Here is a 23,399-nt window from a genome sequence, read left to right on the forward strand (position 1 = left end):
GCTCAAATGAGCGTCTCTCTTTTTCATTTCATCTTTACAACCGTTCTCCCTTTTAACTTTCCTTGCAGTATAAGTGCAAACTTCTCATCTAATTCTTTTAATGTACATTCTTCTGTATAAGATAATAGCTCTGAATTTTTCCACTCATCTGCTAGCAATGCCCATACTTCTCTTCTCACATCTACTGGACATTGAACTGAATCTATTCCTAAAAGGCTAATCCCTCGTAATATGAATGGGTATACAGTTGTATTTAATTCATGCCCTGCTACGTTACCACACGTTGTTACACAGCCTCCATACTTAACTACCTTTAAAGAACTTTCTAACATGTTTCCGCCTACAGTATCGACAACCCCAGCGTATATTCCTTTAAGCATCGGTCTTCCTGATTCATCACTCAACTCCGCGCGGCGAATCATCTTTTTTGCCCCTAAACGTAGCAGCATCTCTTTCTCTTCCATTTTCCCTGTTGCCACTACTACGCTATATCCTAGCTTTCCTAAAATACTAACTGCTACACTGCCTACTCCGCCCGTAGCACCCGTTACTAAAACATCTCCCGTACTAGGCGTAATTCCCGCTCTAATGAGCTTATATACCGATAAGGCAGCTGTAAAACCTGCTGTCCCGTACATCATACTTTCCTTCAAAGACATTTCTTTTGGTAAAGGAACGACCCAAGAGGATGGCACGCGAATATATTCTCCGAAACCACCAGAAGTATTCATACCTAAATCATATCCAGTTACAATAACTTGATCGCCTTCCTGAAAGGCGTTATTTCCACTACTAACTACCTCTCCCGCTGCATCGATGCCTGGTGTATGAGGGTATGTTCTCGTTACACCTTTATTACCAGTAGCTGAAAGGGCATCTTTATAATTTAATGAAGAATAATGAACACGTATTAATACGTCTCCTTCAGGTAAACTATTTACTTCTCTCTCAACAAGCGTTCTTTCAAATAGATTATTTTCCTTTTCTTTCACGACAATTGCTCGGAATGATGTATGATTCATTACGCTCTCTCCTTCATCCGTAGAATACTTCTTTATTATATAAAAAATGAATGTAAAGCTAATCGCTTCTTCTTGGCTATATTTCAACAAATCTTACTTCTCTATCACTTTCTCACAATACATATTTTCATTTCTACTAAAACACATTATACTTGTTCTACATCTTAAAAATAAAATATAGAAAATCTGACTTTTTATAAATAAATTGAATTTTTACGAAATGTAAATGATTTGTAATGTTTTTTTTCGCTAAATTTCATTATAATAAGTGGATATGAGTGTCGTATTTCAATCCAAATGAAGGAGTACAATCAATGGAGCAAAACCCATCTTTGCAAGAAAATACACGAAGTAAACCGAAAAAAAGTAAGAAAAAAACAAAAATTATTATAAGCGCTATTTTATTCTTTTTAATAGTAGGTGGCGGTTATACTTGGTTTTTAGTAAATAAAGCATCTTCTGCTATTCGAAATGCCGCTCACGATTTAGCGCGCGGTGATAAATCTGATTTACGTGATAAGGCTGTAAAACCTATTACAAACAATGTCTCTGTCTTAATCATGGGTGTTGATGAAAGCGATGTCCGCGGGAAAGAATATGGTGAAGCTATAAGAACGGATGCATTATTACTTGCAACGTTTAATAAAGATAGCAAAACGGTAAAACTATTAAGTATTCCACGAGACACATATACTTATATTCCAGTAGAAAAGAAAAAAGATAAAATTACACACGCTCATGCATTCGGTTCTACCAAAAATGGAAAAGATGGTGGACCACAAGCAAGTATTGATGCAGTTGAAAAATTAACGAATGTTCCTGTCGATTACTTTGTAAAATTTAACTTTAAATCATTTATAAAAATCGTCGATGATTTGGGCGGAATTGAAGTTGATGTACCAGTTGAATTTACTGAGCAAGATAGCAATGATACTGCTGAGGCAATTCATCTGCAAAAAGGTGTTCAAAAGTTAAATGGCGAAGAAGCTCTTGCTCTTGCTAGAACAAGGCACATCGATAGTGATGCGATGCGTGGTCAACGTCAGCAACTCGTTATTGAAGCCATTTTAAAGAAACTAACGAGCGTTGGATCAGTAACAAAAGTTGGTAACATCATTGATGACATTAATGGCCAATTCGTTACGAACTTAACATTCGATGATATGCTTTCATTCTATAAATACGGAGCAGATTCTTCAATTGAGAAATTACAAATTCAAGGTGAAGACTGTTACATGGCAAAAGGTGATGATACATGTAGTCAATCTCCTGGTGGTGGCCGAACTTACTACTACAATCCAGATAAAAAAGAATTAGCTAATGTTACAAACGAACTTCGTAGTCACCTTGGACTACCTGCCTATACAAAATCTGATTCTGATTCTGATTCGAAAAAAACAAGCTCAGAGAAAACAAAAGAATCTAAGTCTGAAAATACGAGTGAACGCGAATCAAGTAACAATGAAACTAAAGATAAGAATAAAAATAACAGTGAAGATACAGAAACATCGTCTAATGACAATGAATAAAGTGAAGCAGTGCTCTATGGAGGTAGAGCACTGCTTCTTTTTAATGCTTTTAAAATAAAAAATCAGAACTTTCCAACTATCTTTTTTAATATTTTTAAATTATAATAAATAATAGTAATCTATTCCAATTATCAGGGGGCTCACACATATGAAAGCTGCAGTAAAACATAACATTTCAGATTTTAAAGAGTACTTAAAATCAAACGATATATACATGGAAGAAAATATAGATGAAAATGATGGTTCGGTACATTTTTCAGTAGGGTTAGAAACAGAAGCTGGCGCAAAGATTCAACTTATCGCTGCTTTCCAAAGCGAACATCCTGCTGTGGATATATACTGCTTCAATGTTGCTCTTGTACCTGATTCAACATCAAAAAATGACATTTTACATGTCATCAATGAATTAAACACATCTTATCGATTTGCAAAATTCACGCTAAACAAACAAAATGCAATTGATATTTCAACATCTCTTGCATTCTCAGAACCAAACTTTAATCCCGCACTTGTCTTTGAACATACGAGAATGCTATATAAACTGGCAAACGATGAATATAAGAACTTAATGAAAGTTATTTGGGCGTAAATAAAAAGATGGTGCTACAAGAGCACCATCTTTTTATTTCGATATCATATCAACCCACATCTTTATCGCAGTTCCTACAATTAAAGTAGACAATACATACTGCAAAACTTTTTGATTCACTCTCTTCCCTACTCTCACTCCAAGAGGAGCGGCAAATAAACTTGCTATCGCAACGATAAGAGCCGGAATAACAACTATTTGTCCAGTAATCACTTTCCCAGTAGTAATTCCTATCGAGGAAATAAAAGTAATAGCGATAGATGTTGCTATTGTTGTACGTATCGGTAGTTTTAAAACAACTAGCATAATCGGGACTAAAAGAAACGCACCACCAGCCCCAATAATGCCGGAAACACTTCCTACAATAAAGGCTAGCAAACTAGCGAGCCACTTATTGTACGTAACTCCTTCTGTCCCCTTACGATTGCTTCGCTTTGGTATAAACATCATAATAGCCGCAATAGTAGCTAGTAATGTGTAAACAACATTTACAGCATGCTCATTTAATAAATTCGCACTAAAGCTACCTACAAAGCTTCCTATTAATATACTAGCTCCCATATACACAACTAACGTTTTATCCATATCGTTACTTTTCCTATACGCCCACGCGCCTGCAAAAGTTGCAAAGAATACTTGAATCGCTGTAATACCACTCACTTCATGTGATGTATATCCAGCAAATCCTAGCAATACTGGCATGTATAAGATCATCGGATAATTAATAATTGCCCCGCCAATCCCAACCATTCCTGAAATAAACGACCCTATAAACCCAATAATAAAAAGTAGCACTGTTAAACTCATATTGTATCCCCCGCCTTCTAAAAAGAAGGTGATTTAAATAAATAAATTCACATTCCCATCCGAAGCATCTGCTAAATATACACCTACTCCTGCAAACTCTACCCCTTCCATAATCTCTTCCTCTTTTAACCCTAATAAATCTACTGTCATTTGACAAGCTACAAGCTTAACTCCCTGTTCTTTCGCCATATCAATTAAATCAGGCAAAGGCATCGCATTATGCTTCTTCATAATACCTTTAATCATCTTTGGCCCCATACCAGCAAAATTCATTTTTGATAATCCCATCTTATCAGCGCCGCGCGGCATCATTTTTCCAAACACTTTCTCTATAAACGTTTTCTTTACTTTCACATGCTCATCTTTCCTAAGGGCATTTAAGCCCCAGAAAGTATGAAAAATAGTCACCTCTTGATCGTACGCCGCTGCACCATTTGCAATAATATAAGCTGCCATCGCTTTATCATAATCTCCACTAAATAAAACAATCGTCGTTTTATTCTGATGTTCCATGTTGTCCTCCTTTTAATTACCCATAGGGGTATTTTAAAAATTGTAAAAAGGCTCCAATTATCTAGCTACACCCGATACTACTTTCCCTTTACAAAGCGTTCATACCGCCTGAAACATTTATAACGCGCTGAAATCCTAATTTCTTTAATACTTTTGCTGCTTGCTTACTTCTCATCCCGCTCTGACAAATAACAATTACTTCCTTATTTTCATCTAACTGATTTACTTTACTAACTAACTCATTTAGCGGGATATTCTGAAATCCCTTCATATGATTTCCTCTATATTCACCTACTGTACGAACATCGATAAACTGTTTTCCCTTTTTTCCCACTATACTCTTTAATTCTTTTCCATTTATATTTTGAACACCTTTCACCGGTAAAAAACGTGAAATAACAAACCATGCAGCAAGTACAATGAAAAGCGTACTTAATATTGTATTCATATAACCACCCTCTCCGCATTTACAAAACTAGTTCTTCACTACGCCTTCTTAATCCAAAACTTCAGCACATCGTCTTCTATATTATGCTTTACTATTTCATGACCACCTGTTTTTGACCATGCTGGAATATCCTTAACTGATCCTTTATCCGTTACATGTACTTCTAACACTTCTCCAGATTGTAAAGTATCCATCGCTCTCTTCGTTCTTACAATCGGCATCGGACATGCTAAACCTTTCGCATCTAATACTTGTTTTATATTCATCATCTATACCTCCATTTTTTGTTTATCCCGCTATTTGCGGGCAGTAAAATCCCCACTGATTAAAGTTTCACTTTATATCCTTATTCATGAACTGCACAACGATTTGGACCAATCTCCATTTCACGCTCTTCTTCCACACTCGGATGGATTTTCCCCATATTCGTTTGACGAATTTCTTCATAAGCATTCGGCTGAGGTGGTAAATTCTCTGCCACAGTTTTACGAAACTCTATCTCATCGACAATATTTAATCCTATATTCTCCTTAAATAGATCTTGTAAATTCGCACTCACAATGCCTCGTTCATCCATTTCACTTACTTTTGAATAATGAGCTGGTAAAACAATTAACTCTTGAGATAATTGTTTATAGCGCTTATATAATGTATTTCGTAAATCACTCACCCAATCTTCAGCCTTACCAGCAAGATCTGGACGCCCGATTGAATCTACAAATAAAATGTCACCTGATAATAAATAGGAATCATCTACAATAAATGATGTACTTCCAATCGTATGCCCCGGTGAGTATAATGCGTCAATTTCAATTTTGGTACCCCCCACCGTAATAACAGATCCTTCAACAAGCGGTTTATATGAGAAAACGACTTCCTCCGCATCTTTTGGAGGTAACCAATACGTACCACCTACTTTTTCAGCTAACTTACGTCCTCCAGAAATATGGTCTGCATGTAGATGTGTATCCATGACATTCGTAATAGTAACGCCATGCTCTTCCGCAAAATCTTCATATGCTTCAACCGTTCTGACTGCATCAATAACTGCTGCTTCACCGTTTGAGACGATCATATAAGATAAACAGCCTTTTCCAAGACGGTTAAATTGATATACACTTCCTCCGCCCTGTACATCCCCTACTTTTAACGGCTTTACATATTCACTCCAAGCTTTCATACCGCCAGCTAAATAATAAATATTATTGAAACCCTCATCTAACAATTGCTCTGCAACAAACTGAGAAGAACCCTCTTTCGCACATACAACTAAAATCTCTTTCTCCCTCGGTAATTCATCTACAATATGTTCTATACCATCTAATAAATCAAAATACGGTTTATTCAATGAAGAAATTTGTTTCCCTTCAATTTTCCATTCTTCATAATCCGCTTCATTCCGAACATCTAAAATAAATAACTCTCCGAATAAAACTTTCTCTGCGACATCTTTTGCTTGTAACATCTTAGCGATCATACAATTACCCCCGTAGGTATATTTTCATTTAAAAAATTTTATTTCCCCATATTTCCTTGCCACTCTAACATACCTGGAATGACATTTTTCACGTTTGAAAAACCTTTTTCTTTCAACGTTTGACACGCTATATCACTACGATTACCAGTTCGGCAAACAACATAAATAGGTTTCGCACGGTCTAACATAGCACTATCTAATTCACCTAACGGTACCGAAATTGCGGATGGAATATGACCAAAGGCGAATTCCGCTTCTTCACGAACATCTAATACAGTGCACTCTTCACCACTTAATAATATATTTTGCAATTCCCCATTCGTAATTGTATGAGGATATTTCACAACTTCATTCACTTCATGTTCGTGTGATTTTCGTACATAATGCTTTAATACTTTTCCCTCTTGTTTCGTTCCGATATATTGATGCCCTACTTTACTTGACCAACTTTGTATATCTAACGTCGATCCCTTATCCGTCGCCTCTATTTCAATAACTTTCCCTGCTGCCAACCCTTCCATCGCCTTTTTCGTCTTCACAATTGGCATCGGACAAGCCAATCCTTTACAGTCTAAACTCGTATCAACTTTTATACTCATAATCATTTCCTCCCTAATCATTACACTTATACCTGTAGGGGTATATTAAAATGTTTTTGAAAATCTGTCAACACATATGTTTGACAGATTATCGGCTTTTTACAAGTAATTGAACAGCTTCTTTAATTAACTCTTCATTTGAGCCATTACCTTTTTCAAACTGCTCGCGCAAACATTGCTCTAAATTTGTTCCCACAACGAGTCCAATTGTACGATCTAGCGCAGAACGGGATGCAGTTAACTGTGTAATAACATCTCTGCAATCTTTTCCCTCTTCCATCATGCGAAGCACACCACGAACTTGACCTTCAATACGTTTCAATCTATTTTTCATATCTTGATTATATTCCACTGTAGACCACCTCCGTAATTATAACTATATTATACATTACTTTTTAACTTTGTATAATATCATATACCCTTGAGGGTATATTGTAAAGCGGTTTGTTTTTTTGTCAAACCTTCTAGGGTATAGTAAAAATGCACTGCATTGTAGTCCATCTAATTTATTCTCTTTACCCTTTTCTAACTCTTAATCGACAGCCTTTACTGACTAATAATAAAGTTGTTTAATTTTGAGGGCGTGAATCCGCATTGCTACGCTGTTAAACTGTTCCATTTCAATAACAAAGTTGTTTAAAAATACGGTAGTGTATAGTTTATAATGAAGTGTAGACAAATACTGTTCGACTTATTAAATTATTTAAACTTTGAAATAGAAGATATAAGAATAGCCTACATTTTAAGGAATATAGGCTAAGCAATATAAGTTAATCTGTTATTAATTTTGAATAAATACTTAGATCAATAAACTTTTCATTAGATTTTTCACACATTCTCATTGTCCCTTCGAATGTAAAGTTTAACTTTTGTAAGACTTTTATTGAATTAATGTTTTCAGATTCAACTTTTGCTTCTATTCTATTGAATTCTAAAGTACTAAACGCATAATCCATTAAAGAGAGAATGGCTTCTGGCGCATATCCCTTACCCCAAAAAGCTTTACTAATATCGTAACCAATTTCTGCTTTGGCGTTTTTGAAATCAAATGAATTATAACCACAAGAACCGATAATTTCATTTGATTCTAATTCAATTATCGAATAACGAATAGCTCTGTTTTCCCGAGATAGCTTATCAATCATTTCAATCATATCTACCGCTTGGCTTTCATCAGTAAAACTATTGATATTCATAAATTTTGTAACTTCTGGATCAGACCAAATTGTAAACATGCTAGCTGAGTCTGATGCTTTCATTTTTCTTAAAACTAATCTTTCGGTTTGTAGTTCTGTAATCAATATTTTTACCTCCATTATGTTTTTATTTTGGGGTCAAGATATTGATATCTGCGCATAGTTCAGTCCCTTCGTGTTTCAAGATAATATTATTATAAAAGTTATAAAGGATGAAACAATAACTTTTATAAATTTGGTTATGTCACAGTTTATGATAACTGCATAATAAAGAAAAATGAAACGACCGTATTGTGATTTTTTAAACATCTTTAATTTTATTCTTATTTTCCGTTCGTTGAGAGCAATTATTTTTTAGTTGCTGTATTTCCCATTGCAATAGAAATTCTATTCCAACTGTTGATTTGATTGATTACCAAAACAAGGTCAACATATTGTTTCTCGTCATAGTGTTCACGTACTCGCTTATATAGGTCTTCAGGAACTCTTTTAGTAGGAATTAGAGTAATATGCTCAGATAGTTCAAGAGCAACTTTCTCTTCAGGTGTATAAAAATCACATTCATTCCAAGCATTCAAACAATAAATTCGTTGTTCGGTTTCACCCATCTTACGAGCATCGGATGTATGCATATCTATGCAGAAAGCACAACCGTTAATTTGAGAGACTCTAATCTTTATAAGTTCTCTAGTAATTCGATTAATTGTAGACTTCTTAGTGTACTTCTCCATATCCATCATAATTTTCATGCCATCAGGTGCAACATCATAGTAGGAAATTCTTTGACTCATAAGGCAAGACCTCCTTTAATTTTAAGATACTTATAATTATACCGTCACACGAACATTTGTGCTAATATTTTGTTTGTAAGGCATTCGAAATCAAAGAGAATTTCAGTTGTAGACTGTGTAATTAGTTGTTTCATGGTACGTAAATATCGCAAATGAGTATACGGACGCGATAAACGAGGTAATTTCATTTCTATTCCTACTTTTTTAGCAGTAGAATGAATGAACGAGCTCCAAGCTTCTATCACATAAGGCAATGTCCATGGATTAACTTTAGGATGCGGGATAGGGCGTAATTCAAGTGGCATCCATTCTATTTCTACATCTTTTTCCTTTGCACCCCCATCTAAAGGGGCAGTAGCTAAAAAACAAAATGGACAAATAAAATCAGAATAAACTCTAATTTTCACTGTCATATACATTCCTCACATTTCTTTTTATCCCATATTTGTAACTATACGAGCTTCAAACATGGGGATAATATGACTAATACAATATATCTACTACAAAAAATTCATTTCATTCACGAATGAAGTAACCCATCGTTCCATTGTCATACTTCCTATAATCTCTTTGTAAAACTATAATCCATCTCTCTACCTAACGCTTCAGCTGTATCACCAGTTTTTCTAAAATCATGTGTATAAATTTGTTCAAATGAACCGAAATCTACTTGCTTATAAAATTCGAAACAAGGGAATCCATCATGTTCTCCTTGAATATCGATACTGCCATCCTTTTTCACACATACAGTTAATAAATAGTCCACAGGAGGGGCATACACATTTAACGGATTACTAGCACTTGCACTCATTTTGAATTGCACACCCTCAGAATTCCACATAATATCGGAACACACAATATTTTCAGTACTCGCTTTTCCTGTTCTTTTATTCACCGAACCATCTGGATTTGTAACCTTCTCTGTCGTAATACCCGTGTTCGCATATGAAAACACTTCTTCTTTATAAAAATCCACTACTACCTCTTGCTCAACTCTAGAGCGCATAGTATTTACCGCATGTGGTGTAAATTCACGTGAATCACCTTCGAATTGTATTACTCTCCCTGTTTGTACATCCTTATTCGGTTCCGTCCAAGACATTGGAATAAATACACTGGCTCTAATTTTAACGATATTCGTCATAAGAAACACCCCTATAATTCTAATTTTATATACTGCATACTATTGAATAAAATAGACCACAATTTCAATCCTAGAACCAATAGCTTTCTCTTTTATGTTTGCTACTTCCTTCTAAAAAATAGCGCTATATTTATATCTAGATTGTCGTTTTAAAGCTATATTCCATTTCTCCAGCTAGTGCTGCTGGGGTATCATCCGTTTCTCTGAAATCATGTGTATATATTAATTCAAATGAACCAAAGTCTATTTGTTTATAAAATTCATAGCAAGGGAAACCATCATGTACACCTTCAACATGCACAGTACCACTTTCATTAACTCGTATAGTCAAAAAATAATCAGCTGCAGGTGCTGCCGCGTTTAACGGATTACTTGCACTTGCTCTCATCTCAAATGAAACTTCATCTTCACTCCATACAATATTTGTACATGTAATGTTCTCTGTACTTGTTTCTCCTTTTTGATACTCAATTGAGCCATCTGGATTTGTAATCTTCACAGTGACGATACAAGCATCTGCATATGTGAAAATTTCTCTTTTATAAAAATCAATATTCACTTCTTGTTCTAATCTTGAACGCTTTGTGTTCACAGCGTATGGTGTAAACTCACGTGCATCTCCGGCATATTCAAACACTCTTCCTGTTGCAGGATCCTTAATAGGTTCCAGCGATGCATATGGTGCAAATACACTTCCTCTAATTTTAACGATATTAACCATGTGAAACCTCCATTGATTCTATTTATATAAATCATTATTTGTTCTACCAACATAATATAGTCAATTTGATTGACTATATTATGCATAGTACAATAGACCTTACCAGTAGTCAACTTAATTGACTACAAGTGCGGAGGTTATATACATGGATCATCAAACATTTAACGAATTAGATCTCACTTCACTTTTATCATTATCGTTCAGCACACTAATTACTGAACTACATGACAAATTAAGTGAATTGGGATTTGAAGATATTAGGCCAGCTCATGGTTTTATGTTCAAACGCATCCTTCCTAATGGAGCAACAGGTATAGAACTCGCTGAATATTTAGGGGTTTCAAAACAAGCCATAAGTAAAATGGTAGATTCTCTTGAGAACAGTGGTTATGTCACGCGCCAAACGCATCCTACTGATAAAAGAGGTAAAATTATTGTTTTAACCGAACGTGGTTTAGCAGTAATGAAAGCAAAAGAAGAAATAGTAGCTGAAATAGAACAACGATGGATTGCAAACATAGGTGCAGAACGAATGCAAATGCTTAAAGAGGATTTAACAACATTCGTTACTAAAGAAAATACAGGAAAATTATCATCAAGCATACGACCTGTTTGGTGAACAAAAACTCCATATAAAAAACGAATCCACTTTGATTATTCTTTTTCAAAATGGATTCGTTTTTTACAGCTTTATTAAAATCATTGATTCCTTTAAATTTTGTTTTAAATATATGGGATATCCATATATTATACATTATATAATTCCGTAACTCTCTGCACGATCAGCTCTGCCGTATTCTCCTCTGGCGGCATCAACAAGTTTGTAACTGGACCATACACAACAGGATTTAATTCCACTTCATATCCACCATATGCATACTCCTCTTTTGTCGGTAAGTAACCAATATATCCATTCGTATAGCCACCAAAGAAAGCTAGTTCATTTTGAAGACTCTCTTTCATTTCTAAAGCAGTTTCTGAAAAAGGTTCCATCGGTATTCCAGAGAATATACCATCATTAATTTGAAACAATTGAATTTCTAAATCGATACTTAACTGCCGCATGTTTTCCCTATATTTCTCTAATACGATAGTAAGCCATTCATCAGTATTCACGCTCCACTGCTTCTCAGCTAATTGAGCCATGCTTCGTATCTCATCAATTTCAGGAATATCCTTCAACTTCATTTGCATCGAGCTCGAAATTGTTCTTAAATTTAAAATTGGTTTATATGTAACTGTTGGCAACATCGTTAATACATGTCCACTAAGTATGTAAGCCATTTGTTTTAATGCTTCTCTTGAACCGCGATATTTCGCATTCACATTTCCGGCGGCACCTTGAACAATAATAACAGGACAGTTTACTATTTCCTCAAGAATCTCTCTCGTCATCCCTGGATAATCCGCTGATAATACATCACTATCACCTTTTAAAACATTCGGATGCGCAGTACAAAATACTACAATCCCAGATAGCTCCTTCGTTTCAGCATTTCTTATTGCTAACATACCAATTCGTTTATCTACAACACCCTCTATATTTGTTCCCATCGTTGCTCTTCCATCAGATGTTCTCTCTCTTCTGTTTACCCCAATATCACCTGTCGTAACAACCCAGCCAACTTCACATAGCTTCAAGTTGTTATTCGCAGTAACAGCACCGTGCACTACATTATTTACTAAAATCGTTTTATACGACCGTACTAGTGGATCATCACCGACAGTTTCCGGACCAGAGTGCGTATGAGTATACACAACCGTTATTCGCTCAACTGGCACATGAAGCTCACTAGCAACTCGTTCACGAATCATCGTCGTATCTTCTACTAACATCCCAATATTATCAATGCTTATAAACACAGTCTTCATTTCATCTTTTTCAAACACAAAGACCGTCCCGTAAATACGCTCTTCAATATTATTAATTCCTGTATCTCTATGATATCCGATAAAATCAATACCTAAAGGCGGCGTAATATCCACCTTGCTTACCCCTACTTTACTCATTTAAATCGCTCCATTTCTCTATGTAACTCCCTCTCTTCAAGAATAGCATATTTAATTCTGTTCCAAATTAAAAAGAACGGGCATAGAATTCTATGTCCGTTCTTTTCTTCACACATACTTCCGATGCACCATCTTCCCATCATAAGAAAACACAACGCCCTTACTCTCCACAATCGACTCCATATGCACTGTTCTTCCCCATAACTGATGAAGATACGGTAATACCTTTTCTAAGTATTTTAAATCAAGCTCAATTCCTTCATAGCTATGTTTAATGTACAATTCCCCATTCTTTAAGTAATCTCCATCTTCTACCACTAAGTACGGGAAACCTCCATTTGTACGCATATTTACGAGTTGATCACGTACTTGTTCCCACTCTTTGTCAATTACTTTATATTCCTTACCTTGGCGCTGGAATAAGTACATATCTTCTCGCATGACGAGTTCTTTATTTAAGTAGTTTCTTAGGAACGATACGTCCCATTCAATTTCCCGTACTTCAAACATTTTCTCACGACCAGAACCAGGCTTCACACCGCGCCTTTTCATTTCTTCTGTCGGATTGTTGTAGCGTTCTTCAATATCTTCAAACATTTTAATACCGAGGTAGTATGGATTAATACTTGTTTTTGATGGCTGTACGACACCTGCATTTAATTTCGCAAATTCGATTGCTTCTCCAGATGTTAAGTCCATTTCACGAAGTATACGTTGATGCCAGTACGAAGCCCAGCCTTCATTCATGATCTTCGTTTCAAGCTGTGGCCAGAAATATAACATTTCCTCGCGCATCATCGTTAATATGTCGCGCTGCCAATCTTCTAACTCACGGCTATATTCTTCGATAAATAGAAGTAAATCTTTCTCTGGTTGCGGAGGGATTTTCTTCTTTTTATGCATATTAGGTCTTTCCCTCTTTTTGTTTCGATCATCTAAATTCCATAAATCATCGTACTGTGATATCTTTTTCTTCTCTACATCCTCTTCTAAATCTTCAATACTCCAAGCAAGTTTTGGTCGCATAAGTGACGGGTCAATATGTTCTTGAATGGCAAGTACGGCATCTAAAAATGTTTCTACCTCTGCCTTTCCGTACTTATGCTCATATGCTTTCACACGATCCGCTGTTGCAGCCATACTTTCTACCATGTCTCGCTTCGTATTCGAAAAACGAATATTATTTTTAAAGAAATCACAGTGCGCTAAAACGTGCGCTACGATTAGTTTATTTTGAATTAAAGAATTCGTATCTAATAAAAAGGCGTAACATGGATCAGAGTTAATAACGAGTTCATAAATTTTACTAAGTCCCAAATCGTATTGTAATTTCATTCTGAAAAATTGCTTTCCAAAACTCCAATGTGAAAACCTCGTCGGCATCCCATATGCACCAAATGTATAAATAATTTCCGCTGGACATACTTCATAACGCATCGGATAAAAATCAAGCCCAAATCCAGTCGCAATTTCCGTAATTTCCGCAATCGCATATTGCAGTGCTTTATCGTCACTTGTTCTCATTATTTTCCCTCCTTACACTTTCCCTTAAGAAAGTGTATGATGGGGAACAAGCTTTCATGAGGATTGATTGCATAATAAAAAGACACCCCCGAAAAAACGAGAATGCCTCATCTATTAACCCTCAATAATCTCCATCTTCTCCGTAATCGGCGTACGAGCTTTTCCTTCTGGTGCTTTATCAAAATAGCCGATATGAAGAATTCCAACGATGCGTTGGCCTCTTGTTAAACCGATTCCTTCTATAAATAGTGGATTGTAGTTTAATCCACCTGATTTCCAAACACATCCTAAGCCGCGTTCCCAAGCAAGTAATTGGAAGTTTTGCATAAATGCACATGTTGCAGCGTAATCTTCGTCACGTGGAATTTGACGCGGATCTTCATTCATATATACAACGATTTGTGCAGGTGTGCTTAAGAAACGGTCAGATAAAATTTTGCCGCGTTTCACTCTTTCTTCTTCTGTGAAAGAGTTTAATACTGCGTCTACTAATTTCTGACGGCCTTCTCCAATGTATAATTTACAATTCCATGGTTCACGGTTTTTATGATTCGGTGCCCATGTTGCGTCGTTTAATAGTTCAATTAATAGCTCTTTGTCTACTGCTTTATCTGTAAATGTACGAACAGAACGTCTTTCTTTAATCACATTTGCGATGGAAGTATATGTAGTCATATTTTTCTCTCCCTTATTTTTATCTATATGTATAAGTTTGTTATTGATATTGATTTTCAATTTCGATTATAACCTAGTTTTTCACTATTAATCAATGTTTTATGTTGGAAAACCAAGAAAAACTTCTTTTTATACTGTGAATAAAAAAACTTAACTTGTTCACAAGTTTTTCACATTTTATGGAAATGATATGTGTAAGTTTTCCACATTACCCATCTAGGAGGAGTTTACATGTATAAGAAAATCGCAGTAAGTATGACTATGGCAGCATTATTATGCGGAGTGTCTGTTTTCCCTGCTTCCGCTGCCCCGCCAAAAGAAGTAACAATGCACCATCATAAGCTAATCTCAGAGGAAGAAATGCAGTCTCTCGAAAAACTCGGCTATAACAAACATGAAATTTGGAAAGCTGCCCACATTGCAAGAATTAGCAAAAAAGAAATTAAGGACGTTTTAGCTTACTATAAGCAAAATAAATCTTGGGAGAAAACAGCACAGCATTTCGGTGTAGATCCAAGTAAATTGAAAAAGCATCATATGAATAAGGAAACGAAAAAAGCACTACTGCAAAAATTAGCAAATATGCAAAAGTCCACACCAGATGGACTAAAACAAAAAATGAAAGAGTATAACATAGGCTTACGTCAGCTCACGGTATTAACAATCATCGCTCAAAAAAGTAATACTTCCCTCGATGATGTACTGAAAATGAAAAAAGATGGGATGGATATTAAACAAATTGCGGAAAAATTAAATGTTAAAAAAGAAGATATACGGACAGAAATGATTAAATTAGTGAAGTCTATTAAAGAAAAGAAAACAAATTAGCCTGCCAAAAAGGAAGAGATATTCAATACTCTTCCTTTTCTTTATCCCGCTATTTGTGGGTAGTAAAACTCCCACCTCAAAATTCGGCTGGAGCAAAGAAGTTAGGTGGGAGATCAACTGCCCGTAAACGCCCGATTGGTGAGGGCTAATAATCAGTGGGGGATGAACAAAACCCCCACTGATTGAAGTTTCACTTTATGAACTTTCAATTTTCAAGTATAAATTCCCGTCTTTCCCAAAAACTAACACGAGTAAATGATGTAGGTAAGGGGTGAGAAAATGTTTCTTTCGTCTAAAAAGAATACAAAAACAATCTGTTCCATTCCAGAATTTATCCAAACTATGAAAGGGTCTAGTGATTTCGTTTCTTATAACATCGTAGAAGATGGGACGTTATGTTTGTTTTATTATAAATCTACAGCCGAATCACTCCTCATTAATCGATTCATTTTAACACCTATAAAAAGAGAATTAGATCACATTAAAAATATAAGTGATATAGCAAATATCGTCACACTCGAGGAGATCATCACCGATCCTTCTATTGATGATATTCGTGAAAAATTATTAAGTGGGTATGTACTTGTACAGTTGAAAAATGATTCTCACTCAGCAGAATATGCACTTATTCGTGCTGAAAGTTCAGTTTTAGGTACACGGTTATATAACGATACAGAGAATGAATATAGTGTCATCGGTCCAAAAGTCGGGTTCGTTGAGAATATCGATACAAATATACACTTACTTCGGCGAAATATCGTAACAGAACAATTAGTTTTCAAAGAAGTTATAGTTGGTTCTATATCAAAAACAAAAGTCGTAGTTGCTTACATCGAAGGCATTACGAATGAGCAGCACGTTAATACTGCGATGCAGCGCCTACAAGACATTGACTTTGATGTTCCTTTTGATGCAACTATGATTGAGCAGTTTATTAGCGATAACAGTAACTCGCCCTTCCCTGTCTTATTACCTACAGAGCGCTTAGATCGTTCTGTTTATGCACTCATTAATGGAGGCGTTGTTATTTTAACAGACGGTTCGCCTTATGCATTAGCCGGCCCGGCGACGTTACTAGATTTCTTTGTCTCTCCAGAAGATTATTATTTACCATGGGTAGCGGGCTCATTTCTTCGGATGGTTCGTTTTTTTGGAGCCGCATTCTCTTTATTTTCGTCAGCCATTTATACAGCTGTATTAACATATCACTATCAAATGATTCCAGCTGATTTACTTGGCCCTATTATTTATTCTAGAGCTAATGTACCTTTCCCACCTGTTTTAGAGGCACTTTTTTTAGAAATTACAATTGAATTACTTCGCGAAGCTGGGGCACGATTACCGACAAAAGTTGGACAAACAATCGGTATCGTTGGTGGGATTGTAATTGGCCAAGCATCTGTTCAAGCTGCTTTAACAAGTACAATTTTATTAATTGCGGTCGCTTTATCAGCACTCGCTTCTTTTACAACACCAACTGTAAAAATGTCTTCTACTATCCGGATACTACGATTTCCGCTTATTCTTTTAGCTGGTGCATTTGGGGGCTTAGGTCTCATTGTAGGATTCGTATTCATATTAGCTCATTTAATTCGTTTAAAATCACTTGGATCGCCTTATTTATTACCTTTATATCCATTTCGCGGTTTAGGGACAGCGGAAGGCTTTCTACGCTTACCATTTAGCCAAACTGCACAGCGTGCTTCTGTTCTAAGACCAAAAAAGAAATGGCGCTATGATCCAAACAAAGCGAAAGAAAAACATGATGGTGAGGAGAAATGAAAAATATTTTATTATGCTTTTCCATTATCATTTTAATTTTCCAATCAGGCTGTACACAACCAAATATAGTAGACACACAGCGAATTATTCATGTAAGTGGATTTGATATAACGAAAGACAATAAATTTCGCGGGACAATTCTCTATCCAGATTATACAAAGGACGTACAATCAAAACCAGAAACTCAATCAACTACTGCAAATACAATTGAAACAATCTCTTCACAGCTAAACGCCAAATCACCACATACTATCGCCATAGGTCAAATGCGTGTTGCCCTATTCGGAAAATCATTTGGTGAACGCGGGCTTGGTAATGTTATTAACAACTTACAACGTGACCCTAACATCGGCCGAGATGTACAGCTAGCACTTGTAGATGGATCAACAGAAGAACTTCTCAAGCATGTTAAAACAAATGGATCGCTCTATCTTGCTGATTTACTTGAGCAAAATATAGAAACTGAAACGATTCCTCGGACCGCTTTAAATATTTTTTTGTATAACTTTTATTCATCAGGGTGCGATCCATTTCTTCCCTATATTGAAATTGACGAAGACAAATCAGCTTCTATTAAAGGAATCGCTTTTTTTAAAAAAGATAAAGTGGCTATGTATACAGATAAAAAAGGCTCTTTTTTATTAAAATTACTCATTAATCCAACTAAAAATGGACGTTACGAAGTTCCGATACGTCAAGGTAAACATAAAGGATTAATCGCCACTCAAAACTTATCTGGAAAAAGTGTTTGTGACGTTTCTCAAAATGGTAGTATTCCGAAAGTTCACATCCACTTAAAACTAAATGGACTCATAAAAAATACTCCTGATTGGCTTGATTTATCTAAAAAGGAGAATATAACTTACGTAAAAAAACATGTAGAAAAAACACTTGAAAGACATTTAAACGAATTAATAAAACAATTCCAAGAAAAAGATATTGATCCAGTAGGTATACGTGAAGAAATTCGTAGTCACTCAAGAAAATGGAGTATGAAACAAATTCAAGAAATGTACCCTAGCGTAGACGTTGCTGTTAATGTGCAAGTTAATATCGTACAATCTGGTATCGGAGAATAATGAGGTGCTAAAATGGCTGAGCAAAATAAAAAGAATACTGTTTCTCCTTATTTCGTATTTCTTTTATTACACTCCCTACAAATCGGAGTAGGTGTGTTAGGATATCAACGAATTATTGCGCAATATGCTGGCTATGATGCTTGGATTTCCCTTATTGTTGCAGGTATTGCAACTCATATCGTATTATTTTGTATGCTTAAAATGTTAGAAAAAGATAATGATTTAATTAATATTCATATGACATGTTTCGGAAAGTGGCTTGGTACCTTTCTTTCCGTTTGTTTCACCTTATACCTTCTATTATTTTGTCTTACAGTTCTTCGTACATATATTGAGATCATTCAAGTGTGGGTCTTTCCTACCATTAAACCATGGAAATTAACTTTATTATTTTTACTCGTGACTTACTATGTTATAAAAGGCGGATTCCGCTCTGTAACAGGAATATGTTTTTGGGGCACTGTATTACCGTTTTTTGTAGTACTATTTTTAGCCTTCCCGATGAAATACGCACATTTCCGCAACATTTTACCTATTCTCACTCATTCACCCATAGACATTCTAACTTCGGCCAAATCTTCTGCATTAGAATTTCTTGGGTTCGAAGCAATCCTTATCTTTTATCCTTTTATTGAAAAAGGAAAATCTCTAAAGAAATGGGCGCATGGTGGCATAGCCTTCTCAACCATTCTATATGTACTCTTGGCAATCATTTCTTTTATGTACTATAGCCAAGGGCAATTGCATCATACCATTTGGCCTACATTAACGATGTTAAAAATTATTAAAATTCCCTTTATTCAGCGATTTGAATACATAATTATTTTCTTATGGTTCCTTATTATTTTACCTAACCTTTGTGTAACGATTTGGTCTTCTTGCCGTACTATTAAATGTTCTTTTCGCATACCATTTAAAATTACATTGCCACTTTTTATCACAATTATATTTATTTCATCCCTATTTTTTACAAACCGTGAGAGTATCAATACATTAAATACAGTACTGTCTCAAGCAGGTTTATATATTGTATACGCTTATATCCCAATTTTATTTCTATTCCATTCACTAAGATGGCGCTTCAAAAATCAGTCGAAAAAATCTTCAACCGATACACCATAATCTTTGATACAATTTGATTAATACATTTGTAAAGGGGACAAGCGAATGAAAAAGTATGTATTTTCTTTACTTGTAGTACTGAGCTTAATTCTTACTGGATGCGGGAGTACTGGTACAAATGAAAAAAAATCTTCTGAATCAAAAGAAGAGCATGACCATGCATCACATACTCAGCAAGCTGACATTCAAGAAAAGACAAAAGGAGTCGACACACTTCCGGCCTTCCTAGACAAGCTTGATCCACAAATGAAAGACATCTATACTGTCGCGGGACAAAATGCTGAACTATTAGATTGGATTCCTTGTTACTGCGGCTGTGGTGAAAGTGTAGGACATAAAAATAATAAAAATTGCTTTATTCGTGAAATCAAAAAGAATGGTGAAGTTGTTTGGGATTCCCATGCAACAACTTGTGTAAATTGCTTAGAAATCGCAGTTGAATCTGCTTCGATGAAACAAAAAGGAAAATCAACGCTTGAAATTCGTAATTATATTGATAATAAATACAAAGAAGGATATGGGAAACCAACACCTACGCCAATGCCAAAAGCTTAAAAAACGAGGAGACTCCTCGTTTTTTTTCTTTTCATTCACTTTTTTTCTTAACAAATTCTTTCAAGTGTATTTCTCCTCGCTTGTCACACACTATATATAACTCTTCGGTAAGGAGGGTAACACAGTGCAAACATATAACGACTATGACAAAGCTCTCTATTACACGTATTGCTGTAATTGGGATAAACTACTCGTTTTAATGGTTCAAACGAATGACCAACTATTTTCTAAGCGTATTGAACACTTTTTACACGCTTATCAATACAGTAAAGAATTACCAGAAGTTGACAAACAATTGCAGCTCCTATTTCAATATATTGACCATGCATCCCAGAAGTCACATGTAGAAGAAGTAGTAGAGCAAATTCAAATGTAAAATATAGCGCTATTCTCTCTTAGAGAATGGCGCTTTTTTGAACATTTTTATATCAATAAAAGTTTCCTTTTACAAAACTTTTATTGATAAACATATTTTCTCTTTCTTTTCTGTACTACTTCATACTATAATTTAGTATGTAACTATTATAAGTGAGGTATAAAATATGGGACGAGAAAAAAAGCAAGAGTATGCTTTATTTACTGCATGGGGAGCTTCTTTTATTGCTACGCTAGGTAGCCTATACTTTTCCGAAATCATGAAATTTGAGCCTTGTGTCCTTTGCTGGTATCAACGTATCTTTATGTATCCATTCGTTTTATGGCTCGGCATTGCTGTAGTAAAAAAAGATTATCGCATTGCAAGTTATTCCTTACCAATTGCAAGTATTGGTGCTTGTATTTCTTTATATCATTATGCAATTCAAAAACTTTCAGCACTATCAGCTGCAGGAGCAGCTTGCGGACGCGTACCTTGTACGGGAGAATACATAAACTGGTTCGGCTTTGTGACAATCCCGTTTTTAGCTCTTATTGGCTTTATCACAATCGCTATTTGCAGCTTTATTGTAATTAAAAACAAATAAGGAGATGAAAGAATGAAAAAAATGCTTATATTTGGTGGTATTATTATCGCCTTGTTTGCAGCAATTTTCGCTGTAACACAAATGGAAGAAAAAAATGCTTCAACAAGCCAAAAAATTGATAATGCTACTAGTCAATCAGATGGTCCTGACTACTACACAAACAAAATTTCTCTTTCAGATCTCCAAAAGAATTTAAAAGAGAAAAAAGAACAAACAGTATACTTTTATCAAACATCTTGTGTTCATTGCCAAAAATTATCTCCTATCTTAGTACCAATGGCTAAAGACTTGAATGTTGATATGAAAGTTATGGATATTGAAAAATTAGATGCTCCTTGGGATGAATATAAAATTAAAGGTACTCCAACAATCATTCATTTTAAAGATGGTAAAGAAGTGAGCCGTATTAGCGGCGAACAACCGGAAGACAAATTAAAAGAGTGGCTTGAGCAAACGAAAAAATAATAAGAAAAGGAAACTCCTTCTATACATGAAATGCGTGTAAAATCCCACACTAATGTATAAGGAGGGGATTTTATGCCAGAAGTGAAATGCTCTGTTTCCAATTGCTCATTTTGGGGACAAGGTAACCTTTGTCAAGCAAGTGCAATCGTTGTTCAACCTGATGCACAAGAAGCAGGTCAAATTGAAAACAGTTCGTATACAAGCGCTGCTTTAACAAACGAGACGCTAGAAAGCTCTGTAACAACGAGTGTAGAGACTTGTTGTCATACATTTAAACCGAAATATTAAACGTAAAAGCATACGATTAGTCGTATGCTTTTTTACATTCCCCTCCAAAAATCATGCATCATAAAGAAGTACAAAATAACGAGAAGGACCGTCCCGCATAAAGTAATGCGTCGATATACACTCTTCTCCCCTTCCCTCGCTTTAACAAATGCCCAAATAAATCCGACGAACAATATTAAATCAACATATGGAACATAAAAAGAAAAGACGAGAAACGCATACAAATACACGATAAATAAACAGGTCGTTACTAAGAAAATTTTAAATGCAAATTCACTTTTCATAATGTAACCGCCTCCCCAATCTGTACTGTATTATATTCAGCAAAACATAATAGTTGCTGTTTCAATTTTTTCATCTCACTATTTGTAGGCACGCGATTGATATGAAATCATTAAAAACAACTAAACTTCATCACAAATAAGCTACCGCCTATACACGGTAGCTATTATGGAACATTATATTTCCTTTTATATATGTTACTTAAAATCGAATAAGGTAATTGCTCATAACGAATTTTTTCTCCCGTTTCCTCTACAATATACAAATTGTTTCCTATATAATAGGTTCCATCTTTTCGTTTGGAATACACTGCGTATTTTTCATTTGGCAATACCGTTTTTACTTTCGTTAATTGTCCATTTGGTTCTTGCCAATATATATTTACACGATCTACTAACGTAAGCATTCCAATTTGTTCTTCTTCTACTTTACGACCATTCCAACTCACAACACGATAACCAAGCTTATAAGCTTCATATTCGGGACTCGTATGAAAACGAGAAATAATTACTTTTGTCTGTAATTGTACCCGGTCGTATAACCACTGTATATCGCGATCATGCATTCGAATACAACCATTTGATTCCCGACTTCCAATCGTTCCTTCACGATTTGTCCCGTGAATGGCATATTCCTTTTTATCCAGACCTAGCCATCTCGTACCGAGAGGATTATTCGGTGCACCCCCAGGTATTTTTTTACGATGGTATTCTTTATTTTTATATTTAGTTATAATACAAAAATCACCCTCAGGCGTGGGGGTCCTGTCTCTTCCTGTCGTTATCGGAAATGTTCTCGTATAGTTTCCCTCTTCAAAAAAAGACAGCTGATTCGTCGTAAGGTTAACTAATATTAAATGATCTGTATTAGCAAAAGCGCTAGCTGGCAGGCAGAAAAATAGGATTACGATAAACCATACTTTCTTCATCTAAATCCTCCCTAGCAAATAACATCATAATAAAGTGAAACTCTACTCGGTGGGAGGGTTTGT

Annotated in this window: 29 protein-coding genes and 1 pseudogene; 12 read left to right on the plus strand and 18 right to left on the minus strand. The window is 35.4% G+C overall.

Annotated features, from left to right (window positions below):
* Positions 1-23 precede the first annotated feature (23 nt).
* On the minus strand, positions 24-1,022 hold the full coding sequence (locus tag JTF23_RS17900; protein ID WP_204209320.1) for a YhdH/YhfP family quinone oxidoreductase: 999 nt from the start codon (positions 1,020-1,022) through the stop codon (positions 24-26).
* A gap of 314 nt (positions 1,023-1,336) precedes the next feature.
* Here JTF23_RS17900 and JTF23_RS17905 point away from each other — a divergent pair, with 314 nt between their 5' ends.
* Both JTF23_RS17905 and JTF23_RS17910 read left to right on the plus strand, forming a co-directional pair.
* Positions 1,337-2,551, plus strand: coding sequence for an LCP family protein (locus JTF23_RS17905; protein ID WP_204209321.1), 1,215 nt, complete (start codon positions 1,337-1,339; stop codon positions 2,549-2,551).
* A 148-nt stretch (positions 2,552-2,699) separates the two neighbouring features.
* Complete coding sequence (locus JTF23_RS17910; RefSeq protein WP_002010734.1) at positions 2,700-3,140, plus strand: hypothetical protein; 441 nt, start codon at positions 2,700-2,702, stop codon at positions 3,138-3,140.
* A gap of 33 nt (positions 3,141-3,173) precedes the next feature.
* Here the strand turns inward: JTF23_RS17910 and JTF23_RS17915 are convergent, their stop codons facing one another.
* The 12 genes and pseudogenes from JTF23_RS17915 to JTF23_RS17970 all read right to left on the minus strand — a co-directional run bounded on the left by JTF23_RS17915 (position 3,174) and on the right by JTF23_RS17970 (position 10,836).
* Positions 3,174-3,947, minus strand: a complete 774-nt coding sequence (locus tag JTF23_RS17915; protein ID WP_204209322.1) for a sulfite exporter TauE/SafE family protein — start codon at positions 3,945-3,947, stop codon at positions 3,174-3,176.
* Between the two features lie 33 nt (positions 3,948-3,980).
* Positions 3,981-4,460 (minus strand): DsrE/DsrF/DrsH-like family protein, encoded by a 480-nt coding sequence (locus JTF23_RS17920; protein ID WP_204209323.1) that lies wholly within the window; start codon positions 4,458-4,460, stop codon positions 3,981-3,983.
* Positions 4,461-4,548: 88 nt separating this feature from the next.
* Positions 4,549-4,908, minus strand: coding sequence for a rhodanese-like domain-containing protein (locus JTF23_RS17925; RefSeq protein WP_204209324.1), 360 nt, complete (start codon positions 4,906-4,908; stop codon positions 4,549-4,551).
* A 38-nt stretch (positions 4,909-4,946) separates the two neighbouring features.
* Positions 4,947-5,177 (minus strand): sulfurtransferase TusA family protein, encoded by a 231-nt coding sequence (locus tag JTF23_RS17930; protein WP_002150428.1) that lies wholly within the window; start codon positions 5,175-5,177, stop codon positions 4,947-4,949.
* A gap of 77 nt (positions 5,178-5,254) precedes the next feature.
* On the minus strand, positions 5,255-6,385 hold the full coding sequence (locus tag JTF23_RS17935) for an MBL fold metallo-hydrolase (RefSeq protein ID WP_204209325.1): 1,131 nt from the start codon (positions 6,383-6,385) through the stop codon (positions 5,255-5,257).
* A 38-nt stretch (positions 6,386-6,423) separates the two neighbouring features.
* On the minus strand, positions 6,424-6,984 hold the full coding sequence (locus JTF23_RS17940; protein ID WP_204209326.1) for a sulfurtransferase TusA family protein: 561 nt from the start codon (positions 6,982-6,984) through the stop codon (positions 6,424-6,426).
* Between the two features lie 88 nt (positions 6,985-7,072).
* Positions 7,073-7,336 carry a metal-sensitive transcriptional regulator gene (locus tag JTF23_RS17945; protein ID WP_002159198.1) on the minus strand — a complete coding sequence of 88 codons (264 nt, stop codon included), beginning with the start codon at positions 7,334-7,336 and terminating at the stop codon, positions 7,073-7,075.
* 418 nt (positions 7,337-7,754) lie between these two features.
* Positions 7,755-8,285 (minus strand): GNAT family N-acetyltransferase, encoded by a 531-nt coding sequence (locus JTF23_RS17950; protein WP_204209327.1) that lies wholly within the window; start codon positions 8,283-8,285, stop codon positions 7,755-7,757.
* Between the two features lie 242 nt (positions 8,286-8,527).
* Positions 8,528-8,971, minus strand: coding sequence for a carboxymuconolactone decarboxylase family protein (locus JTF23_RS17955; protein WP_002010721.1), 444 nt, complete (start codon positions 8,969-8,971; stop codon positions 8,528-8,530).
* A gap of 143 nt (positions 8,972-9,114) precedes the next feature.
* Positions 9,115-9,384, minus strand: a pseudogene (locus tag JTF23_RS17960) (DsbA family oxidoreductase); the annotation flags it as partial.
* A gap of 146 nt (positions 9,385-9,530) precedes the next feature.
* The gene (locus JTF23_RS17965; RefSeq protein WP_204209329.1) at positions 9,531-10,115 is read right to left on the minus strand and encodes a DUF3238 domain-containing protein; all 585 of its coding nucleotides are present in this window, start codon (positions 10,113-10,115) and stop codon (positions 9,531-9,533) included.
* A gap of 136 nt (positions 10,116-10,251) precedes the next feature.
* The gene (locus JTF23_RS17970; protein WP_204209330.1) at positions 10,252-10,836 is read right to left on the minus strand and encodes a DUF3238 domain-containing protein; all 585 of its coding nucleotides are present in this window, start codon (positions 10,834-10,836) and stop codon (positions 10,252-10,254) included.
* 145 nt (positions 10,837-10,981) lie between these two features.
* On the opposite strand from JTF23_RS17970, the gene JTF23_RS17975 reads away from it, so the two are divergent.
* A complete protein-coding gene (locus JTF23_RS17975) occupies positions 10,982-11,455 on the plus strand; it encodes a MarR family winged helix-turn-helix transcriptional regulator (RefSeq protein WP_078179826.1) in 474 nt (157 codons plus the stop codon).
* 128 nt (positions 11,456-11,583) lie between these two features.
* Here JTF23_RS17975 and JTF23_RS17980 read toward each other — a convergent pair whose 3' ends face one another.
* The 3 genes from JTF23_RS17980 to JTF23_RS17990 form a co-directional block, all read right to left on the minus strand.
* Entirely contained in the window at positions 11,584-12,846 is a 1,263-nt protein-coding gene (locus JTF23_RS17980) for a neutral/alkaline non-lysosomal ceramidase N-terminal domain-containing protein (protein ID WP_204209331.1), read from the minus strand.
* Positions 12,847-12,954: 108 nt separating this feature from the next.
* Positions 12,955-14,370 carry a SpoVR family protein gene (spoVR, locus tag JTF23_RS17985; protein ID WP_204209332.1) on the minus strand — a complete coding sequence of 472 codons (1,416 nt, stop codon included), beginning with the start codon at positions 14,368-14,370 and terminating at the stop codon, positions 12,955-12,957.
* 114 nt (positions 14,371-14,484) lie between these two features.
* Positions 14,485-15,045 (minus strand): nitroreductase family protein, encoded by a 561-nt coding sequence (locus JTF23_RS17990; protein ID WP_002159207.1) that lies wholly within the window; start codon positions 15,043-15,045, stop codon positions 14,485-14,487.
* A gap of 231 nt (positions 15,046-15,276) precedes the next feature.
* Here JTF23_RS17990 and JTF23_RS17995 point away from each other — a divergent pair, with 231 nt between their 5' ends.
* The 9 genes from JTF23_RS17995 to JTF23_RS18035 all read left to right on the plus strand — a co-directional run bounded on the left by JTF23_RS17995 (position 15,277) and on the right by JTF23_RS18035 (position 22,126).
* Positions 15,277-15,873: a hypothetical protein gene (locus JTF23_RS17995; RefSeq protein ID WP_131232358.1), complete on the plus strand. Its 597-nt coding sequence runs from the start codon at positions 15,277-15,279 to the stop codon at positions 15,871-15,873.
* 279 nt (positions 15,874-16,152) lie between these two features.
* Positions 16,153-17,655: a spore germination protein gene (locus JTF23_RS18000; protein WP_204209333.1), complete on the plus strand. Its 1,503-nt coding sequence runs from the start codon at positions 16,153-16,155 to the stop codon at positions 17,653-17,655.
* A complete protein-coding gene (gerYC, locus tag JTF23_RS18005; RefSeq protein ID WP_204209334.1) occupies positions 17,652-18,734 on the plus strand; it encodes a spore germination protein GerYC in 1,083 nt (360 codons plus the stop codon). The genes JTF23_RS18000 and gerYC overlap by 4 nt, the downstream gene beginning before the upstream one ends.
* A gap of 12 nt (positions 18,735-18,746) precedes the next feature.
* Positions 18,747-19,856: a GerAB/ArcD/ProY family transporter gene (locus JTF23_RS18010; RefSeq protein ID WP_204209335.1), complete on the plus strand. Its 1,110-nt coding sequence runs from the start codon at positions 18,747-18,749 to the stop codon at positions 19,854-19,856.
* Positions 19,857-19,901: 45 nt separating this feature from the next.
* The gene (locus JTF23_RS18015; RefSeq protein ID WP_002186740.1) at positions 19,902-20,411 is read left to right on the plus strand and encodes a PCYCGC motif-containing (lipo)protein; all 510 of its coding nucleotides are present in this window, start codon (positions 19,902-19,904) and stop codon (positions 20,409-20,411) included.
* Positions 20,412-20,535: 124 nt separating this feature from the next.
* The gene (locus JTF23_RS18020) at positions 20,536-20,787 is read left to right on the plus strand and encodes a YhdB family protein (RefSeq protein ID WP_002150460.1); all 252 of its coding nucleotides are present in this window, start codon (positions 20,536-20,538) and stop codon (positions 20,785-20,787) included.
* A 166-nt stretch (positions 20,788-20,953) separates the two neighbouring features.
* Entirely contained in the window at positions 20,954-21,373 is a 420-nt protein-coding gene (locus JTF23_RS18025; protein ID WP_002159213.1) for a disulfide formation protein C, read from the plus strand.
* A gap of 12 nt (positions 21,374-21,385) precedes the next feature.
* Positions 21,386-21,838, plus strand: coding sequence for a thioredoxin family protein (locus JTF23_RS18030; RefSeq protein WP_204209336.1), 453 nt, complete (start codon positions 21,386-21,388; stop codon positions 21,836-21,838).
* Positions 21,839-21,910: 72 nt separating this feature from the next.
* Positions 21,911-22,126 (plus strand): DUF1540 domain-containing protein, encoded by a 216-nt coding sequence (locus JTF23_RS18035; RefSeq protein WP_002150465.1) that lies wholly within the window; start codon positions 21,911-21,913, stop codon positions 22,124-22,126.
* 32 nt (positions 22,127-22,158) lie between these two features.
* On the opposite strand, the gene JTF23_RS18040 is transcribed toward JTF23_RS18035, so the two are convergent.
* The gene (locus JTF23_RS18040) at positions 22,159-22,410 is read right to left on the minus strand and encodes a hypothetical protein (protein WP_016103774.1); all 252 of its coding nucleotides are present in this window, start codon (positions 22,408-22,410) and stop codon (positions 22,159-22,161) included.
* A 164-nt stretch (positions 22,411-22,574) separates the two neighbouring features.
* Positions 22,575-23,336, minus strand: coding sequence for a L,D-transpeptidase (locus JTF23_RS18045; protein ID WP_204209337.1), 762 nt, complete (start codon positions 23,334-23,336; stop codon positions 22,575-22,577).
* Positions 23,337-23,399 lie beyond the last annotated feature (63 nt).

Origin of the sequence: Bacillus sp. RIT 809, from assembly GCF_016892495.1 — a bacterium.
GTDB lineage: Bacteria > Bacillota > Bacilli > Bacillales > Bacillaceae_G > Bacillus_A > Bacillus_A cereus_U.

Coding starts and splice junctions, on each gene's coding strand:
- JTF23_RS17980 (WP_204209331.1), bottom strand. CDS start 12,846: ATGAGTAAAGTAGGGGTAAGCAAGGTGGATATTACGCCGCCTTTAGGT.
- JTF23_RS18000 (WP_204209333.1), top strand. CDS start 16,153: ATGTTTCTTTCGTCTAAAAAGAATACAAAAACAATCTGTTCCATTCCA.
- JTF23_RS17920 (WP_204209323.1), bottom strand. CDS start 4,460: ATGGAACATCAGAATAAAACGACGATTGTTTTATTTAGTGGAGATTAT.
- JTF23_RS18045 (WP_204209337.1), bottom strand. CDS start 23,336: ATGAAGAAAGTATGGTTTATCGTAATCCTATTTTTCTGCCTGCCAGCT.
- JTF23_RS17905 (WP_204209321.1), top strand. CDS start 1,337: ATGGAGCAAAACCCATCTTTGCAAGAAAATACACGAAGTAAACCGAAA.
- JTF23_RS17995 (WP_131232358.1), top strand. CDS start 15,277: ATGTATAAGAAAATCGCAGTAAGTATGACTATGGCAGCATTATTATGC.
- JTF23_RS17955 (WP_002010721.1), bottom strand. CDS start 8,971: ATGAGTCAAAGAATTTCCTACTATGATGTTGCACCTGATGGCATGAAA.
- JTF23_RS17910 (WP_002010734.1), top strand. CDS start 2,700: ATGAAAGCTGCAGTAAAACATAACATTTCAGATTTTAAAGAGTACTTA.
- JTF23_RS17990 (WP_002159207.1), bottom strand. CDS start 15,045: ATGACTACATATACTTCCATCGCAAATGTGATTAAAGAAAGACGTTCT.
- JTF23_RS17975 (WP_078179826.1), top strand. CDS start 10,982: ATGGATCATCAAACATTTAACGAATTAGATCTCACTTCACTTTTATCA.
- spoVR (WP_204209332.1), bottom strand. CDS start 14,370: ATGAGAACAAGTGACGATAAAGCACTGCAATATGCGATTGCGGAAATT.
- JTF23_RS17925 (WP_204209324.1), bottom strand. CDS start 4,908: ATGAATACAATATTAAGTACGCTTTTCATTGTACTTGCTGCATGGTTT.
- JTF23_RS17970 (WP_204209330.1), bottom strand. CDS start 10,836: ATGGTTAATATCGTTAAAATTAGAGGAAGTGTATTTGCACCATATGCA.
- JTF23_RS18010 (WP_204209335.1), top strand. CDS start 18,747: ATGGCTGAGCAAAATAAAAAGAATACTGTTTCTCCTTATTTCGTATTT.
- JTF23_RS18030 (WP_204209336.1), top strand. CDS start 21,386: ATGAAAAAAATGCTTATATTTGGTGGTATTATTATCGCCTTGTTTGCA.
- JTF23_RS17915 (WP_204209322.1), bottom strand. CDS start 3,947: ATGAGTTTAACAGTGCTACTTTTTATTATTGGGTTTATAGGGTCGTTT.
- JTF23_RS17900 (WP_204209320.1), bottom strand. CDS start 1,022: ATGAATCATACATCATTCCGAGCAATTGTCGTGAAAGAAAAGGAAAAT.
- JTF23_RS18040 (WP_016103774.1), bottom strand. CDS start 22,410: ATGAAAAGTGAATTTGCATTTAAAATTTTCTTAGTAACGACCTGTTTA.
- JTF23_RS18035 (WP_002150465.1), top strand. CDS start 21,911: ATGCCAGAAGTGAAATGCTCTGTTTCCAATTGCTCATTTTGGGGACAA.
- JTF23_RS18015 (WP_002186740.1), top strand. CDS start 19,902: ATGAAAAAGTATGTATTTTCTTTACTTGTAGTACTGAGCTTAATTCTT.
- JTF23_RS17930 (WP_002150428.1), bottom strand. CDS start 5,177: ATGATGAATATAAAACAAGTATTAGATGCGAAAGGTTTAGCATGTCCG.
- JTF23_RS17935 (WP_204209325.1), bottom strand. CDS start 6,385: ATGATCGCTAAGATGTTACAAGCAAAAGATGTCGCAGAGAAAGTTTTA.
- gerYC (WP_204209334.1), top strand. CDS start 17,652: ATGAAAAATATTTTATTATGCTTTTCCATTATCATTTTAATTTTCCAA.
- JTF23_RS17965 (WP_204209329.1), bottom strand. CDS start 10,115: ATGACGAATATCGTTAAAATTAGAGCCAGTGTATTTATTCCAATGTCT.
- JTF23_RS18025 (WP_002159213.1), top strand. CDS start 20,954: ATGGGACGAGAAAAAAAGCAAGAGTATGCTTTATTTACTGCATGGGGA.
- JTF23_RS17940 (WP_204209326.1), bottom strand. CDS start 6,984: ATGAGTATAAAAGTTGATACGAGTTTAGACTGTAAAGGATTGGCTTGT.